Here is a 15,204-nt window from a genome sequence, read left to right as displayed (position 1 = left end):
GGGAACTTTCATGGCAGTCATTTCGTTTATTGATGCGATTACGATGGCGATGCGCGAAGAGATGCGTCGCGATCCGAATGTATTTGTCCTCGGTGAAGACGTCGGGGTGCGCGGCGGCGTGTTCCGTGCGACCAACGGATTGATTGAAGAGTTCGGCGAGGCGCGCGTGATTGATACGCCGCTCGCAGAATCCGCGATTGTCGGAGTAGGGATCGGGGCGGCGGCTTACGGCATGCGCCCGATTGCTGAAATCCAGTTTGCCGACTTCATCATGCCGGCCGTGAACCAGATTGTCAGCGAAGCGGCGAAAATGCGCTATCGCTCCAACAACGACTGGAATTGCCCGATCACGATCCGCGCTCCGTTCGGCGGCGGCGTACACGGCGCGCTCTACCACTCGCAGTCGGTTGAGGCGATGTTTACGAATGTTCCCGGCTTGAAGGTCGTGGCGCCTTCCACTCCGTACGATGCAAAAGGTCTGCTCAAGGCGGCCATTCGCGACGAGGACCCGGTGCTGTTCTTCGAGCACAAGCGCTGCTACCGTCTCATCAAAGGCGAAGTGCCGGAGCATGACTACGTGCTGCCGATCGGAAAAGCAGATGTCAAACGGGAAGGTACGGACATCACCGTCATTTCCTACGGCCTTGCCCTGCACTTCTGCCTGCAAGCAGCCGAGAAGCTCGCACAGGAAGGCATCAGCGCGCACGTTCTCGATTTGCGCACGCTGTACCCGCTGGACAAGGAAGCGATTGTCGAAGCGGCGTCCAAGACCGGAAAAGTGCTGATCGTGCATGAGGACAACAAGGAGGGCGGCGTCGGCGGAGAGGTAGCGGCAATCGTGGCTGAGCATTGCCTGTTCGATCTGGATGCGCCGATCAAGCGTCTGTGCGGACCGGATGTACCTGCGATGCCGTACAGCCCGCCGATGGAGAAATTTTTCATGCTCAACCCGGAAAAAGTATTGGAAGCAATGCGCGAGTTGGCCAACTTTTAAAGGCGAGGAGGACCAAAGATCATGGCAACGAAAGTACTTATGCCCCAGCTCGGCGAGAGTGTGACCGAGGGGACCATCAGCAAATGGTTGGTCAATGTTGGCGACACCGTCAAAAAATACGATCCGTTGGCGGAAGTGACGACAGACAAGGTGAATGCGGAGGTTCCTTCCACCGTATCCGGACGAGTCGCGGAGATCGTCGTTCCCGAAGGAGAAACGGTAGCGGTCGGGACATTGATCCTATATATAGAAGAAAGTGGTGCAGCAGGCGAGTCTGCCAGCCCGGCAGCAGCAGAGGCGCCAGCACCAGCTTCTGCGGCGATTCAGGCGAGCACCGCACCGAGTGCCCCGGCAGCAGCACCCGCTGTACCATCCGCTCCGGCAGCCCGGCAAGCGGCTGGAAACGACGGGACGAAGCAGCGCTATTCGCCTGCCGTCGTGATGCTCTCGCAGCAGCATGGTATTGATCTGTCCCGCGTCGTGGGAACAGGCGCAGGCGGACGGATTACGCGCAAAGACGTGCAAGCGATCATTGACGCGGGCGGCCAAAAGCCGGCTGAGCCAGTGGCAGAGGCAGTTGCACAACCACCTGTGGCAGCGACTCCTGCTCCAGCGGCTGCAACTCCGGCTCCGACAGCAGCTCCGGCTCCGACAGCGCCTGCTGCGACGCCAGCACCTTCCGTCGACATTCCGGTTGCGACTGGCGATCAGCTCGTTCCGGTAACGCCAATTCGCCGGACGATCGCCAACCGGATGGTGCAAAGCAAGCACGAGGCGCCACATGCCTGGACGATGATCGAGGTGGACGTGACCAATCTGGTCAACTTCCGCAACCAGGCAAAAGCCGAGTTTGCGAAAAAAGAAGGGCTCAACCTCACCTTCCTGCCGTTCTTTATCAAGGCGGTTGTCGAAGCGCTGAAAGAATACCCGATGATTAACTCGACATGGGCGAACGACAAAATCATCGTGAAAAAAGACATCAATATTTCCATTGCGGTCGCGACAGAGGACGCGCTTTACGTTCCGGTCATCAAGGACGCCGACCAGAAGTCGATTCTCGGCATCGCCAAGGCTGTCGACGATCTGGCTGCACGCACACGCGCCGGCAAGCTGACGATGGACGACATGACGGGCGGTACGTTTACCGTCAACAACACTGGCTCGTTTGGCTCCGTTTTGTCGCAGCCGATCATCAATTCGCCGCAAGCGGCAATTCTCAGCGTCGAATCAATCGTGAAGCGTCCGGTCGTCATCAACGACATGATCGCCGTGCGTTCCATGGTGAACCTGTGCATGTCTTTGGATCACCGCGTGCTCGATGGACTCATTTGCGGACGCTTCCTGCAAAGCGTCAAGCAAAAGCTGGAGAGCATCGGCCCGGATACGAAGCTGTACTGATCGCTCGCCAAAAAGCGAGCAACGCCAACCAGGTCGGGTCCGGCCTGGTTTTTTTTATGGCTGCCGAAGAGAGGGGCATTCGCCAGCAAAAAAATTTTCCGATGAACGATTTTTACATGTAACTTTTTCCCGGGTGAATGCGTCTTAGCAATAGTAGCCAAGGAGTCTCTTATCTTCCATAGAAGAGATTCCCTCCAGATATCATTTATGGTAGACTGGTAGCGACCTGCTAGAGAATGATTTCCAGATTATAGGTAAATGTGGGAGGAAAAACATGAAGAAGAGTAAAAAAGCACTGCCAATAGTGCTGGCATCAGCGCTGGCCGCTACACCTTTTGTCGCTGTACCGCAAGAAGCTCATGCTTTGAAAAAAGTGACCGTCAAAGCGGACAACGATGGGGCTGACAAGGATAGCTCTTACGACATCAGCTTTACGTTGGAAGAGGATCTGACCAAGGGAGATACCATTACGATTGAGTTTGATTCCGAATATACCGTGAGCAAAAGCATCAGTTCAAGCGATATAGATGCAAGCTTCAAAGTCAAAAGCGCAAAAGCAAGCGGCAAAAAAGTCATCATTACATTGAACGAAGATCTTGAAGAGGGCGACAAGGTTACTATTACGATCGAAGACGGCATTACAAACCCGGAAGACAAGGGAACTTATGACGTATATGTATCAACCAGCAGCGAAGATGAAGAATACGGCGAAGTCACGATCAAAAGCAGTTCCAGCAGCAGCTCCAGCAAAGACTACACCGTATCGCTCAGCAGCAAGGCAGCGGGCGAAGCGACAAGCGTCAAGCTGGGCAAAATCTCGCTGAAAGGCAGCGACGAGCTGGAAACCAACGAGTACATCACCGTCATTTTCCCGGATGAAGACATGCTGCCGTCCAAAATCGACGCGGGCGATGTCAAGTTGAACGGCTACTCGGTGAAAACCGTCAGCGTAAAAGATGACGAGGTGGAAATCAAGGTTCCAAGCTCCGTTGCCGGAGATGATTACATCACCCTCGAATTCAGCAAGTCTGCTGGCATCGAAAACCCTAGCGCTGGCAGCAAATACACGTACAAAGTCAAATACGATGGTGTTACATACGAATCTGAACAGTTCGAAATCACCAAATCCGGTTCCAGCACCAGCACAGCGACCAACAGCTTTACGGTCAACCTGTCCGACCCGTCTGCGGGAGCGCGTTCCAGCTACACGTTTGACGCCGACTTTGGCAGCAAACAGTTGAAAGCGGACGAAGAGCTCATTCTGGAATTCCCGTCTGCCGATATGGTTCCAGGCATTCTGTCTGCCTCTGATTTTACCTTGAACGGCAAAACGGCCAAGCGAGTCAGCGCTTCCGGCAACAAGGTGTACATTACGGCTCCGTCCAACTTCTCTGCCACCAGCGAAGTAAAAGTAGTCGTTTCCTTCTCTGCCTGGATCACCAACCCGAAAACAGCGGGCAGCTACACCTTGAAGGCGACAGCCGCTGGCCGGACTTTGGAGTCCAAGTCGTTCACGATTGGCGGTTCTGTTGTCAATCCGACACCGAACCCGGCGCCAACACCTACTCCGACACCAACACCGAACAACACGGTGAATAACAGCACAGCGACCATCGCGCTGACCTCGACAGCGCTTGGCAAGCCGACAGGTGTCAATGTGGCGATCAAAGGTCTCGGCGTAGGACTTGTGAAGCAGCGCGACTTCGTGGAGCTTGTGTTCCCGGCAGGTTACAAGGTTCCGGCGTACATCGCTCCGGCAAACGTAACCGTGAACGGCGTAGCCGCCAACTACGTAGCGGTGCGCGGCCAAAACGTGCTGATTTACCCGTCGCAAGACATTCCGGCAGCGACAGCGGCAAACATCAGCATCAATGCTGCTGCCAACATCGTAAACCCTGCTGTGAAAAACACATACAGCATCAGCGTCTTTACGTCTGAAGAAAAAGGATTGCTGTTTGCGCGCGCAGTAGGCGTCGGAATGCCAGCTCCGGCTCAACCAGCGCCGCAGCCGACACCACAGCCGCAACAGCCAGCCGTGACCGTGCCGACGAATGCAGCGCTGTTCAAGGTGAATACAGCGAACTTCACCTTGCACGGTAAAACCTATCCATTGCAAGTAGCGCCTTATATCGCAAACGGCAATACGACAATGGTACCAGCGCAATTCTTCAAGGAAGCGCTCGCGCTGACCACCCAATGGAACAATTCCACTGTGGCGATCATCAGTGGAACAAAAGTGATGAAGTTCACCGTTGGCTCCAACAAAGCAAGAGTGGGCAACCAGGAAATCACCCTGCCTACGCCTGTCGTGCTGAAAAATGGCATGCCAATGATCCCGGTTCGCACCGTAACCGACAACCTCGGCTACAAAGTAGGCTGGGATGCGAAGACATCCAGCGTCTTCGTTTACAAGTAAAAACAGGCAAGCATTACTGTAGAACGGAAAAACCCCCTGCGCAGCATGTTGGCTGCGGCAGGGGGTTTTTGACGTACCCGCAGGCGTTTACAGGTAGTAAAAAAACGTAGGCACAACGAGGGAGAGAATCAGCAAGCCAATTAGGATTTTCGCAAACAGCGACTGAAATTTCACGGTGGAAAAACCTCCTTTCAGATCGGAAAATGACCAAATGAGAGGAAAATATCAGGTAATTTCGACTCTAGCTATGCTAGAATGAAAAGAGAACAACCTTGATTGTTTTTTTAGCTTTAACACGAATGTGTGACCTCAACAGGATTGTACCGAAATGTAGCCGAAGAGACAACCATTTGCGAAAAGGATGATGGCTGTGAGCGCACCAAACAAGATTGCCCATATCGGAATTGCGGTAAAAAGTCTGGAGCAGTCGCTCCCTTTTTACACCGAGCAGTTGGGCTTGACATTGGTTGGGACGGAAAAAGTCGAGAGTGAGCAAGTAAACGTAGCGTTTTTGGCGATCGGAGAAAGCCGGATCGAACTGTTGGAACCGCTTTCGGCGGACAGCCCGATTGCCAAGTTCATCGAAAAGCGGGGCGAAGGGGTGCACCATATCGCGTTCGACGTAGATGACGTGGCAAGCCGATTGCAGCAGTTGAAGGAGCAGGGAGTGGCGCTCATTCACGAAGTGCCGAAAGCCGGTGCGCACGACGCTCTGATCGGATTTTTGCATCCGAAGGCGGCGGGCGGCGTCCTGTACGAGCTGTGCCAGTATCCAAAAGCGTAAAAGAATCGCGAGCGATTTCGTAGTAGAAAAAATTTTTTTGCGGTATACTGGAACTTGTGAATATGTACCAAAATCGGGCAAGTAATCGGGAGGTAACGAGTGTGAGTGCGATCAACGAAGAACGTTTGCTAAACGAGTTTCTGGAGCTCGTGCAGATTGACAGCGAAACGAAAAACGAGGCAGCCATCCACAAGGTGCTGAAACAAAAGCTGATCGAGATGGGCTTTACGGTCGAAGAGGATGACGCAGCAGCGAAGACAGGCCATGGCGCCAACAACCTGATTGCGACCTTGGAAGGCACAGGAAACGGTCCGGCGATTTTGTTCAGCAGCCACATGGATACCGTTGTGCCAGGTAACGGCATCAAGCCGCAAATCCGCGATGGCTACATCTACTCTGACGGTACGACCATTCTCGGAGCGGATGACAAGGCGGGGATTGCTGCTATTTTTGAAGGCATTCGCACGCTGAAGGAACAAAACTTGCCCCATCCAACGATCCAGGTTGTCTTGACCGTAGGGGAAGAATCCGGTCTGGTCGGTTCCCGCGCGTTGGACGCAAGCTTGCTCAAGGCGGAGATGGGCTTCATTCTCGACTCCGAAGGCCCTGTCGGCAAAATTACGGTGGCAGGTGCGGGTCAGTACCGGATCGTCACCAAAATCCATGGGAAAGCCGCTCACGCTGGCGTCAACCCAGAGGATGGAATCAGCGCGATCACCGTTGCTAGCAAGGCGATTTCCCGCATGTCGCTGGGACGCATCGACGCGGATACCACCGCGAATATCGGGCGTTTCGAAGGCGGCAAGGCGTACAACATCGTCAGCGATTACGTGGAAATCTGGTCCGAAGCGCGCAGTCTCGTGATGGACAAGTTGGAAGCGCAAGTGAAGAAAATGACGACAGCGTTCGAGGAAGCGGCAGCCGAGATGGGCGCTACTTGCGAGAACAACGTCATCTTCATGTACCACGGCTACAAATTCAATGAAGAAACGCCAGTCGTGCAAAAAGCGATCGGCGCAGTCAAACGCATTGACCGCAATCCGGAGCTTGTCGCAAGCGGCGGCGGCAGCGATGGCAACGTGTTCAACGGCTACAACATCCCGAGCGTGAACTTTGCCATCGGCTACGAGGAAATTCATACGAAAAACGAGCGCATGCCAATCGCTGAACTGAACAAAGCAGCCGAGCTGGTGCTCGCTATCATCGCAGAAGTACAGGAACAGTAGGAACAGGCTGGCGGAATCCCGATGGGGGTTCCGCTTTTTGCTTTTTTGCGAATGGATGATTGGGACAAACGTTGTCTGTCATAGACTGTAGGAAGGAGCGGGACGAGGGGGAGGAGCATGCTGTATCTGGTGACGGGCACGGTCATTCGTATAGGAGAAAAGCACGCGGGAATGCAAGTGCTGGAGGTCGAGTTGGCTGCTTGCGCCGGGGAGGAAGCTGGCCCGCAGAAGGCACTTTCGTTTGCCCAGGAGGACTACCGCATCGGCGATACGCTCCTGCTCAATACGACGGCGCTGCGCCTGCAACTCGGGACGGGCGGGTTTCATCTGGTCGTCGGCAAGACTGGGGAAGAGGCAAGCCGCGACGTCATGCCGAGCAAATGGGGACATATTATGAAAATGCGTTATTCGCCCTGGCAGTTGGCAGTGGATGCGGTCGAAGAACAGGCCAGCCCTTTTCACGACTTGTTTCGGCAGCCGGACCTGTCGCTGGACGGTACGCCTGTGCTCATCGGCGAGCTGCACAGCCTGCTGCCGCCGGCAATACTTGCGCTCAAACAAAACGATCCGCAACTGCGGTTAGTCTATGTCATGCCCGATGCGGCTTCGCTGCCGATTGCGCTTAGCCGTCACGTCCAACAGTTGTCCCGGTCGGGCAACTTGGCGGCGACGATTACGACGGGACATGCGTGGGGCGGCGATCGCGAGGCGGTGACGATTCATAGCGGTTTGCTGGCCGCGCGCCATGTGGAGCGGGCCGATGTCATCGTCTGCATGCTTGGCCCGGGCGTTGCGGGAACGGGCACTTCCTACGGTTTTTCCGGCGTCCAGTTGGCAGAAGTGATTCACGCCGTGTCGGCACTGGGAGGCACGCCTTTTTTTATTCCGCGCATCAGCTTTGCCGACCAGCGCAGCCGCCATTACGGCATCAGCCATCATACGACTGCGATCCTCGGCAGATTTGCCCTCTGCCCCGTGCTGGTGACGTTGCCGCGGCTTGGCGACGAGCGCGATGCGATTATCGAAGAGCAGCTCGCAGCGATTACAGACAGCCGGGCCGGACACAGGCTGGCATATGGACCAGCGCCGTCTGTCGCGCGCCTAGATGCGCTGGAAAAAGGCTACGGCTTGTCCTTTTCCACAATGGGCAGAAGCTGGCGAGAGGACCCGGTTCCGTTTCAGACGGCTGTTTTGGCCGCCGATCTTTTGGGGAAAAGCCTGTCGTATCCGGCGGAGGCGCTCAGCGGCGAGCAGCGTTTGTCCGCTTCGTCAAATACTCTTGAAGCGTTAGCTCTTTATTTGACCAGGAGCGGAGAGCGGCCTTGATTTCCCATGCTTTTCCAACCATCCGCAATTGCTTTTCGCTGACATAGGTTTTCATTCACAATCTCCTCCGATACAATGAGTGTGGACAAGCTTTATGCTCCCAACTTATGGAGCGAGGAATCGAATTAGAACGACCAAGCTGAAAAAAAGGATGATGAATGTGAGCAAGCAAGACCACTTGTACGAAAAAACGATTGCCAGCCAGCCGATTTACGAGGGACGGATTATCAGTTTGAAGGTCGACGAGGTGCTTTTGCCAAACGGACATACAGCGAAGCGGGAGATCGTCAATCACCCGGGAGCGGTTGCCGTCATGGCGCTGACGGATGACAACAAGCTGGTGGCGGTGCGGCAATTTCGCAAGCCGCTGGAGCAGACGATTGTCGAGATTCCCGCAGGCAAGCTGGAGCCGGGAGAAGAGCCACTGACTTGCGCCAAGCGCGAATTGGAAGAAGAGACAGGCTATGTGGCGAGCCACTACGAGCCGCTCAGCTCGTTTTACACCTCGCCAGGCTTCGCCGACGAGATTTTGCATGTGTTTGTCGCGACAGGGCTGAAAAAAGGCGAGAGCAAGCCGGACGAGGATGAGTTCGTGGACGCGCTTGAGCTGACACTGGAGGAAGCGCACGCCTTGCACCGCAGCGGGGAGATTCGCGATGCGAAAACGGTAGTGGCGCTGTTTGCCTGGGAGAACATGCTGCTCCGAAAGCAGTTGAACGGGTAATGCAGACTTATTTTTGCGACATGCACATCCACATAGGCGGAACGTGGACCGGAAAGCCCGTGAAAATTACCGCGTCGCGCCAGATGACCTTGACGAAAATTTTGGAGGAAGCTTCGGAAAAAAAGGGAATGGATGTCATCGGGATTATCGACGCGCATTCGCCGGAGGTGCAGGACGAGCTAATGTCTCTGTTGGAGGCGGGAGCGGCGACGGAGCATGCGGACGGAGGGATTTTATACAAAGGGACGATGCTGATTCTCGGCTGCGAGCTGGAAATCAAGGAGCCGGGGCGGGGAGCGGCTCACTTCCTCGTCTACTTGCCGAGGCTGGCTAACATGCAGCAATGGACCCGCTGGCTTGCCGAGCGCTGCAAAAATGTCCAGCTCAGCTCCCAGCGCGTGGCTGCCCGGATTGGCGAGCTGCAGGATGCCGTGGAACAGTTGGGGGGGATGCTCATTCCGGCGCACATTTTCACCCCGCACAAAGGGCTGTACGGAAGCTGTACAGATCGGCTGGCGGATGTGCTCGACCCGTCCCGCATCTACGCCGTAGAGCTTGGGCTGAGCGCGAATACGGACATGGCGGATCGGCTGTCCGAGCTGCACGCCAAAACGTTTCTCACCAATTCCGATGCGCACTCCCTCGGCAAAATCGGCCGAGAGTATCAAAGCATCGCGATGGAAGCGCGTTCGTTCGCCGAGTGGGCAAAAGCGATTCGCCGCGAGGGCGGCAGAGGGGTGACGGTGAATTACGGCCTGCATCCGCAACTGGGCAAATACCACCAAACCGCTTGCCAGGGCTGCCAGTCGCTTTTGCCAGCAGACGCAAAAGGGAGATGTCCCGAGTGCGGACACAAGCGGATCGTGCGCGGCGTGGCTGCGCGCATCGACGAGCTGGCAGACCGGGAAGCAGGAGCGCACCCTGCGTTTCGCCCGCCTTATATCGAGCAGTTTCCGCTCGAGTTTATCCCGGGAGTCGGGCCGAAGCTGCTCGCCAAGCTGTATCACGCGTTTGGCACGCAGATGAATGTCGTGCACCGAGCGACAGAGGAAGAACTGGCACATGTCGTCGGCGAAAAAATTGCCAAGCTGATCGTGGCAGGCAGAGCAGGTTGTTTGAACGTGCAAAAAGGCGGCGCGGGAACGTACGGAAAGGTGATCTTGTCCTAACTGTCATAGCCCCCGTCTCCGGCGCATAAGCTGTACAGTAATCAGCGAAGCGGGAGGGGACGAACCGTGCGTTCACGAGTCGGACAAACTATCCAATCCTATATGAGAGAACATCAGTCGCTCTATTGGTTTACGATTGTCCTGTTTGCCATGGGGATTATTTTCGGTGCCGTGCTCGTCAACTCGCTGCCACTTTCGCAAAAGCAGGAGCTGTACGGTTTTCTGCAATATTTTTTTAACAGCCTGAGCACGAGCGGCATCCCGGAGACGAGCGCCCATTTTCAGCAGTCGTTCGGGCATTATGCGAAAACGGTCGCGATCATGTGGGTGCTGGGCTTATCCATTATCGGCCTGCCGATGATTTTGCTGATGCTGTTTCTCAAAGGAGTCGTCGTCGGATTTACCGTCGGCTTTTTAGTCAGCCAGTTGCAGTGGAAAGGCGTGACGTTCGCCATGCTCGGCGTACTCCCGCAAAATTTGCTCGTCGTTCCGGCTCTGTTCATCATCGGCGTGAGCGGAATTTCTTTTTCTCTCCGGCTGATCCAGACCCGGCTGTTGAGCAAGCGCGATGTCATTGCCCCGCATTTCATGGGCTATACGGTGCTGGTCATTTCCATGCTGGGCGTGCTGACGCTGGCCGCTCTGTTCGAGACGTTTGTGTCGCCGAGACTGATGCAGCTCGTGCTCAATTAAGAATAATTATCAGGTAAGAACTCATGCATTTGACTTATTCGACGCCCCTCTACTATAATAGGAACAGGTTTCATGCGAGCGGGGAGGGGCATTAATGTTGGAAGAAAAATTAGAGAAGATCAAGCAACAGTTGCATTCACAAAACTACAAGCTGACACCACAGCGTGAAGCCACTGTTCGCGTCTTGCTGGAAAATGAAGAAGATCACTTGAGTGCGGAAGATGTTTATTTGCTGGTGAAGGATAAAGCGCCGGAAATCGGGCTTGCGACTGTATACAGAACTCTTGAGCTTTTGAGCGACTTGAAAATCCTTCATAAAATGAACTTCGGCGATGGGGTAGCCAGATACGACCTTCGCGATGACAATGCGGCTTACCACCACCATCACCTCATTTGCCTCAACTGCGGCACTGTGGACGAGATTTTTGAAGACTTGCTTGTCAGTGCAGAAGAAAAGGTCAAGAATGTTTACAACTTTGCTATTACCGACCACCGTCTTACCTTTTACGGGATTTGCGGTCGCTGCATTGACAAAGTAAACGTGGAGGACTTCAAATAAGCCAACTTCTCTGGGAACGGAGAAGTTTTTTTCTTTTCTCTTTCGGCGCTTTTGTAATGGCCGACGTTTTCCTGTGGCATCCTAAAACAGTACATGGAGACAGGAGGCGAGATGGCTTTTGATTATTGGCGTACCGAAAGAGATCAAAAATAACGAAAACCGCGTCGGGCTTACTCCTGCTGGCGCCAGCTCCTACAGGCAAGCAGGACACCGCGTGCTGGTAGAGACGCAGGCGGGAGTAGGCTCCGGCTTTACCGATGAAGACTATGCCGCAGCAGGGGCGGAAATTCAGCCGTCGGCAGAGGAAGTGTGGAAAAACGCCGACATGATCTGCAAGGTCAAGGAGCCGCTGCCTGACGAGTACCCGTACTTCCGGGAAAACCTGATTCTGTTTACGTATCTGCACCTCGCGCCGGAGCGGGAGCTGACCGAGCAGTTGCGGGCGAAAAAAGTGGTGGCAATCGCCTACGAGACGATCCAGACCGACAGCGGGGCACTGCCGCTGCTCATGCCGATGAGCGAAGTGGCGGGGAGGATGTCCGTTCAGATCGGGGCGCAGTTTCTAGAGAAGCCACACGGCGGAAAAGGCGTCCTTTTGGGCGGGGTCCCCGGTGTTTTGCCTGGGCGCGTCGTCATTGTAGGCGGGGGCATCGTCGGGACGAATGCGGCGCGAATGGCGATCGGGCTTGGGGCCAATGTCACTTTGCTCGACATTAACGCCAACCGGCTGCGCGAACTGGATGAAATGTTTGGCGGCAGGCTGCAGACGCTGATGTCCAACTCCTACAACATCGCCGAAGCGGTAAAAGACGCGGATTTACTGATTGGAGCCGTGCTCATTCCCGGCGCCCGCGCTCCGCGGCTGGTCACGGAGGAGATGGTCAAGACGATGTCGCCTGGCTCGGTCATTGTCGACGTGGCAATCGATCAGGGCGGCTCCATCGAGACGGTCGACCGCATATCCACCCACAGCGACCCGACGTATGTCCGGCATGGCGTCGTCCACTATTCGGTGGCCAACATGCCAGGGGCGGTACCGCGCACCTCGACGATTGCGTTGTCCAACGTGACGCTGCCGTACGGGCTTTTGCTCGCCAACAAAGGGTATCGGGCGGCGATTTCCCAGCATCGGGCCTTGGCGCGCGGGGTCAACGTGCTAAACGGACATATCGTTTACGAGGCTGTCGCCCGTTCGTTGAACTTGCCGTACACGCCGCTTGACGATGTGCTGCAGGAGCTTCCGCTGTAGAGCCGCATGGGCGAAGAGACAAGTGCATACATATGAAGAGAGCAGGGAGGTGGACAGATGGGGTTCCCGTATCGCCGGATGATGGAGGCGCTTCGCTTTTTGCTGTTATTCGTGACGTGCTCATTGCTCTCTTACGGTATCATCACTTTGCTTGCGGAAAAATTGCTGCCGGCCGATCCATACCACGAGCCGCACGGGAATGCCGTGAAGGTCGTGAAACTGATTAATTCCCCGCAAACACAGGACCTGGACGGTTACCTCGCGCGGTTGCAGCTGTTTTATTTGACGGGAGAGTAAATGCACTTTTTTGTGTGCGGGCAGCAGGAGATTTTTACTCGATGTGGAAAGCAATACAGGATACTTATCACCTGAAGGGGACAGCTTCATGGACAGTCTGATTGATCTATTTATCCATTTCCTCGCTGTGGAAAAGGGGCTATCGCGCAACACCCTGGAATCGTATCAGCGGGACATGGTCGCCTATACCTCGTATTTGCACGAGCAGGGCGTGACCCGGATCGAGGAATCAACGCGGACGCACATCATCGGCTACTTGCTCGTCCTGCGGGAAAAGGGGCGGGCAACCGCGACGCTTTCGCGCAATATGGCATCCATTCGCGCTTTCTACCAGTTTCTCGTTCGGGACAAAATCATCGACAAAGATCCTTCGATCCACCTGGAGACGCCCAAAATCGAAAAGCGCTTGCCAAAAGTGCTCTCGGTTGACGAAGTGGAGCGGCTTCTGGACAGTCCCCCTGTCAATCACCCGGCCGGGCTGCGGGACAAGGCGATGCTGGAACTGCTGTATGCGACAGGCATCCGCGTCTCTGAGCTGGTCAATCTGGACAAAGCGGATGTCAATCTGGATATGGGCTTTGTCAAATGCATGGGAAAAGGCTCCAAGGAACGGATTATTCCGCTTGGCTCCGTCGCCATTCAGATGGTCCGGCACTATTTGCAGGCAGGACGTCCCAAGCTGGTGAAGGGGACGGGCGAGTCAGCCTTGTTTCTCAATCATTTGGGCAAGCAGATCACGCGTCAGGGCTTTTGGAAAATTATCAAGCGCTACGCCGCGAAAGCGAATATCCGGGCGGAGATTACGCCGCATACCTTGCGTCATTCTTTTGCCACCCACCTGTTGGAAAACGGGGCGGACTTGCGCTCGGTACAGGAGATGCTCGGGCATGCGGATATTTCCACGACACAAATCTACACGCATGTGACCCGGACGAGGATCAAGGACATTTATGCCAAAACGCATCCGCGAGCGTAATGCCGATGCGGCTTGGGATACGATGAAGATACCCCCGACAACGCTAGACAAAAGAAACACAGATGACTCCGCCCGAGTCCGAGGCGGAGCAAGCTTATCTCCATCAGGTCAGACGTCTGACGACCTGGGATGAAACTTTATCCATTTTTTGAACTGGAGGCGTTAACATTGCGTTATTCACGTGTATTTCTGATCGTTATGGATAGCGTGGGAATCGGCGAACAGCCAGATGCTCCCAAATTCCGCGATGAAGGAGCCAACACGCTCGGCCATATCGCGGAGCGCGTCGCAGGCTTTGCTTTGCCGAACCTGCAAAAGCTCGGGCTCGGAAATATTGCCCCGCTAAAAGGCGTCCCTGCTGCGGAAGCTCCAGCCGCCCACTATGGAAAAATGCAGGAAATTTCCATGGGGAAAGATACGACGACAGGCCACTGGGAGATCATGGGCTTGCACGTCGCAACGCCGTTTCGGACGTATCCGGACGGTTTTCCAGCCGAGCTGATCGCGGAATTTGAACAGCGCATCGGGCGGAAGGTGCTTGGAAACAAAGTCGCTTCCGGTACGGATATTCTCGACGAGCTGGGCGAAGAGCACATGAAAACAGGGGCTGTCATTGTGTACACGTCTGCTGATAGCGTTTTCCAGGTGGCTGCCCACGAGGAAATCGTGCCGTTGGAGGAGCTGTATCGCATTTGCCAGGTGGCGCGCGAGCTTACTTTGCGGGATGAGTTTGCCGTGACGCGCGTGATCGCCAGACCGTTTGTCGGAGAGCCGGGCAACTTCACACGCACCGCCAATCGCCATGACTACTCCGTCAAGCCGTTCGAGCCGACCGTGATGAACCGTTTGCAGGATGCCGGACTGACCTCGATCGCGATCGGCAAAATTAGCGACATTTATGCCGAGGAAGGAATCACGCAGTCGATCCGAACCAAAGATAACATGGATGGCGTAGACCAATTGATCGGCACGATGAAGCAGTCGTTTACAGGTCTGTCGTTCGTCAACCTCGTCGACTTTGATGCGAAGTTCGGACATCGCCGCGATCCGGAAGGGTACGGCCAGGCGCTGATGGAGTTCGATGCCCGCATTCCGGAAATTTTGGCCGCCATGCAAGAAAACGACCTGCTCGTGATTACCGCTGACCACGGCAACGATCCGGTCCACCACGGAACCGACCATACGCGCGAATACGTTCCGCTCCTGGTGTACCACAAAGGCATACGCACAGGGGAAAACTTGGGCATTCGCGAAACATTTGCCGATCTCGGCGCGACGATTGCGGACAATTTTGGCGTGGCCGCTCCGGCAATCGGAAAAAGCTTCCTGAATCGTGTATAAAGGTTAAGTAATTATAAACATTTATATAGAAGAAACGTAACCGAAGAGGAGT

14 protein-coding genes are annotated in these 15,204 nt (G+C 55.1%); all 14 read left to right on the top strand.

Annotated elements, in window-relative coordinates:
- Window positions 1-10 precede the first annotated feature (10 nt).
- The 14 genes from AC27IT_RS06450 to deoB all read left to right on the top strand — a co-directional run bounded on the left by AC27IT_RS06450 (window position 11) and on the right by deoB (window position 15,152).
- Window positions 11-994: an alpha-ketoacid dehydrogenase subunit beta gene (locus AC27IT_RS06450; RefSeq protein ID WP_005827340.1), complete on the top strand. Its 984-nt coding sequence runs from the start codon at window positions 11-13 to the stop codon at window positions 992-994.
- Window positions 995-1,015: 21 nt separating this feature from the next.
- Complete coding sequence (locus AC27IT_RS06445) at window positions 1,016-2,392, top strand: dihydrolipoamide acetyltransferase family protein (RefSeq protein ID WP_026557074.1); 1,377 nt, start codon at window positions 1,016-1,018, stop codon at window positions 2,390-2,392.
- A 274-nt stretch (window positions 2,393-2,666) separates the two neighbouring features.
- On the top strand, window positions 2,667-4,808 hold the full coding sequence (locus AC27IT_RS06440; RefSeq protein ID WP_487091678.1) for a copper amine oxidase N-terminal domain-containing protein: 2,142 nt from the start codon (window positions 2,667-2,669) through the stop codon (window positions 4,806-4,808).
- Window positions 4,809-5,178: 370 nt separating this feature from the next.
- A complete protein-coding gene (gene mce, locus AC27IT_RS06435; protein ID WP_007785548.1) occupies window positions 5,179-5,592 on the top strand; it encodes a methylmalonyl-CoA epimerase in 414 nt (137 codons plus the stop codon).
- 101 nt (window positions 5,593-5,693) lie between these two features.
- A complete protein-coding gene (locus AC27IT_RS06430) occupies window positions 5,694-6,818 on the top strand; it encodes a M20/M25/M40 family metallo-hydrolase (protein ID WP_429782328.1) in 1,125 nt (374 codons plus the stop codon).
- Between the two features lie 117 nt (window positions 6,819-6,935).
- Window positions 6,936-8,144, top strand: coding sequence for a DUF3866 family protein (locus AC27IT_RS06425; protein WP_327953549.1), 1,209 nt, complete (start codon window positions 6,936-6,938; stop codon window positions 8,142-8,144).
- Between the two features lie 160 nt (window positions 8,145-8,304).
- Window positions 8,305-8,868 carry an NUDIX domain-containing protein gene (locus tag AC27IT_RS06420; RefSeq protein ID WP_005827350.1) on the top strand — a complete coding sequence of 188 codons (564 nt, stop codon included), beginning with the start codon at window positions 8,305-8,307 and terminating at the stop codon, window positions 8,866-8,868.
- Window positions 8,868-10,037: an endonuclease Q family protein gene (locus tag AC27IT_RS06415; protein ID WP_005827351.1), complete on the top strand. Its 1,170-nt coding sequence runs from the start codon at window positions 8,868-8,870 to the stop codon at window positions 10,035-10,037. Before AC27IT_RS06420 ends, AC27IT_RS06415 begins: the two co-directional genes overlap by 1 nt.
- Window positions 10,038-10,103: 66 nt before the next feature.
- Window positions 10,104-10,730 (top strand): stage II sporulation protein M, encoded by a 627-nt coding sequence (spoIIM, locus tag AC27IT_RS06410; RefSeq protein WP_005827353.1) that lies wholly within the window; start codon window positions 10,104-10,106, stop codon window positions 10,728-10,730.
- A gap of 94 nt (window positions 10,731-10,824) precedes the next feature.
- A complete protein-coding gene (fur, locus tag AC27IT_RS06405) occupies window positions 10,825-11,289 on the top strand; it encodes a ferric iron uptake transcriptional regulator (RefSeq protein WP_005827355.1) in 465 nt (154 codons plus the stop codon).
- 118 nt (window positions 11,290-11,407) lie between these two features.
- Window positions 11,408-12,538, top strand: coding sequence for an alanine dehydrogenase (gene ald, locus AC27IT_RS06400; protein WP_221842151.1), 1,131 nt, complete (start codon window positions 11,408-11,410; stop codon window positions 12,536-12,538).
- Window positions 12,539-12,595: 57 nt separating this feature from the next.
- Window positions 12,596-12,835: a YqzK family protein gene (locus AC27IT_RS06395; RefSeq protein WP_005827357.1), complete on the top strand. Its 240-nt coding sequence runs from the start codon at window positions 12,596-12,598 to the stop codon at window positions 12,833-12,835.
- Window positions 12,836-12,923: 88 nt separating this feature from the next.
- Window positions 12,924-13,811 carry a site-specific tyrosine recombinase XerD gene (gene xerD / locus AC27IT_RS06390; protein ID WP_005827359.1) on the top strand — a complete coding sequence of 296 codons (888 nt, stop codon included), beginning with the start codon at window positions 12,924-12,926 and terminating at the stop codon, window positions 13,809-13,811.
- A 168-nt stretch (window positions 13,812-13,979) separates the two neighbouring features.
- Complete coding sequence (gene deoB / locus AC27IT_RS06385) at window positions 13,980-15,152, top strand: phosphopentomutase (protein WP_122953137.1); 1,173 nt, start codon at window positions 13,980-13,982, stop codon at window positions 15,150-15,152.
- Window positions 15,153-15,204 lie beyond the last annotated feature (52 nt).

Source organism: Brevibacillus sp. YAE8 (assembly GCF_057543335.1).
Note: the sequence above shows the minus strand (reverse complement) of the source record. Positions and strands in the feature narration are given on the sequence as shown.

Coding starts and splice junctions, on each gene's coding strand:
- AC27IT_RS06450 (WP_005827340.1), top strand. CDS start 11: ATGGCAGTCATTTCGTTTATTGATGCGATTACGATGGCGATGCGCGAA.
- AC27IT_RS06445 (WP_026557074.1), top strand. CDS start 1,016: ATGGCAACGAAAGTACTTATGCCCCAGCTCGGCGAGAGTGTGACCGAG.
- AC27IT_RS06440 (WP_487091678.1), top strand. CDS start 2,667: ATGAAGAAGAGTAAAAAAGCACTGCCAATAGTGCTGGCATCAGCGCTG.
- AC27IT_RS06425 (WP_327953549.1), top strand. CDS start 6,936: ATGCTGTATCTGGTGACGGGCACGGTCATTCGTATAGGAGAAAAGCAC.
- AC27IT_RS06415 (WP_005827351.1), top strand. CDS start 8,868: ATGCAGACTTATTTTTGCGACATGCACATCCACATAGGCGGAACGTGG.
- fur (WP_005827355.1), top strand. CDS start 10,825: ATGTTGGAAGAAAAATTAGAGAAGATCAAGCAACAGTTGCATTCACAA.
- AC27IT_RS06395 (WP_005827357.1), top strand. CDS start 12,596: ATGGGGTTCCCGTATCGCCGGATGATGGAGGCGCTTCGCTTTTTGCTG.
- xerD (WP_005827359.1), top strand. CDS start 12,924: ATGGACAGTCTGATTGATCTATTTATCCATTTCCTCGCTGTGGAAAAG.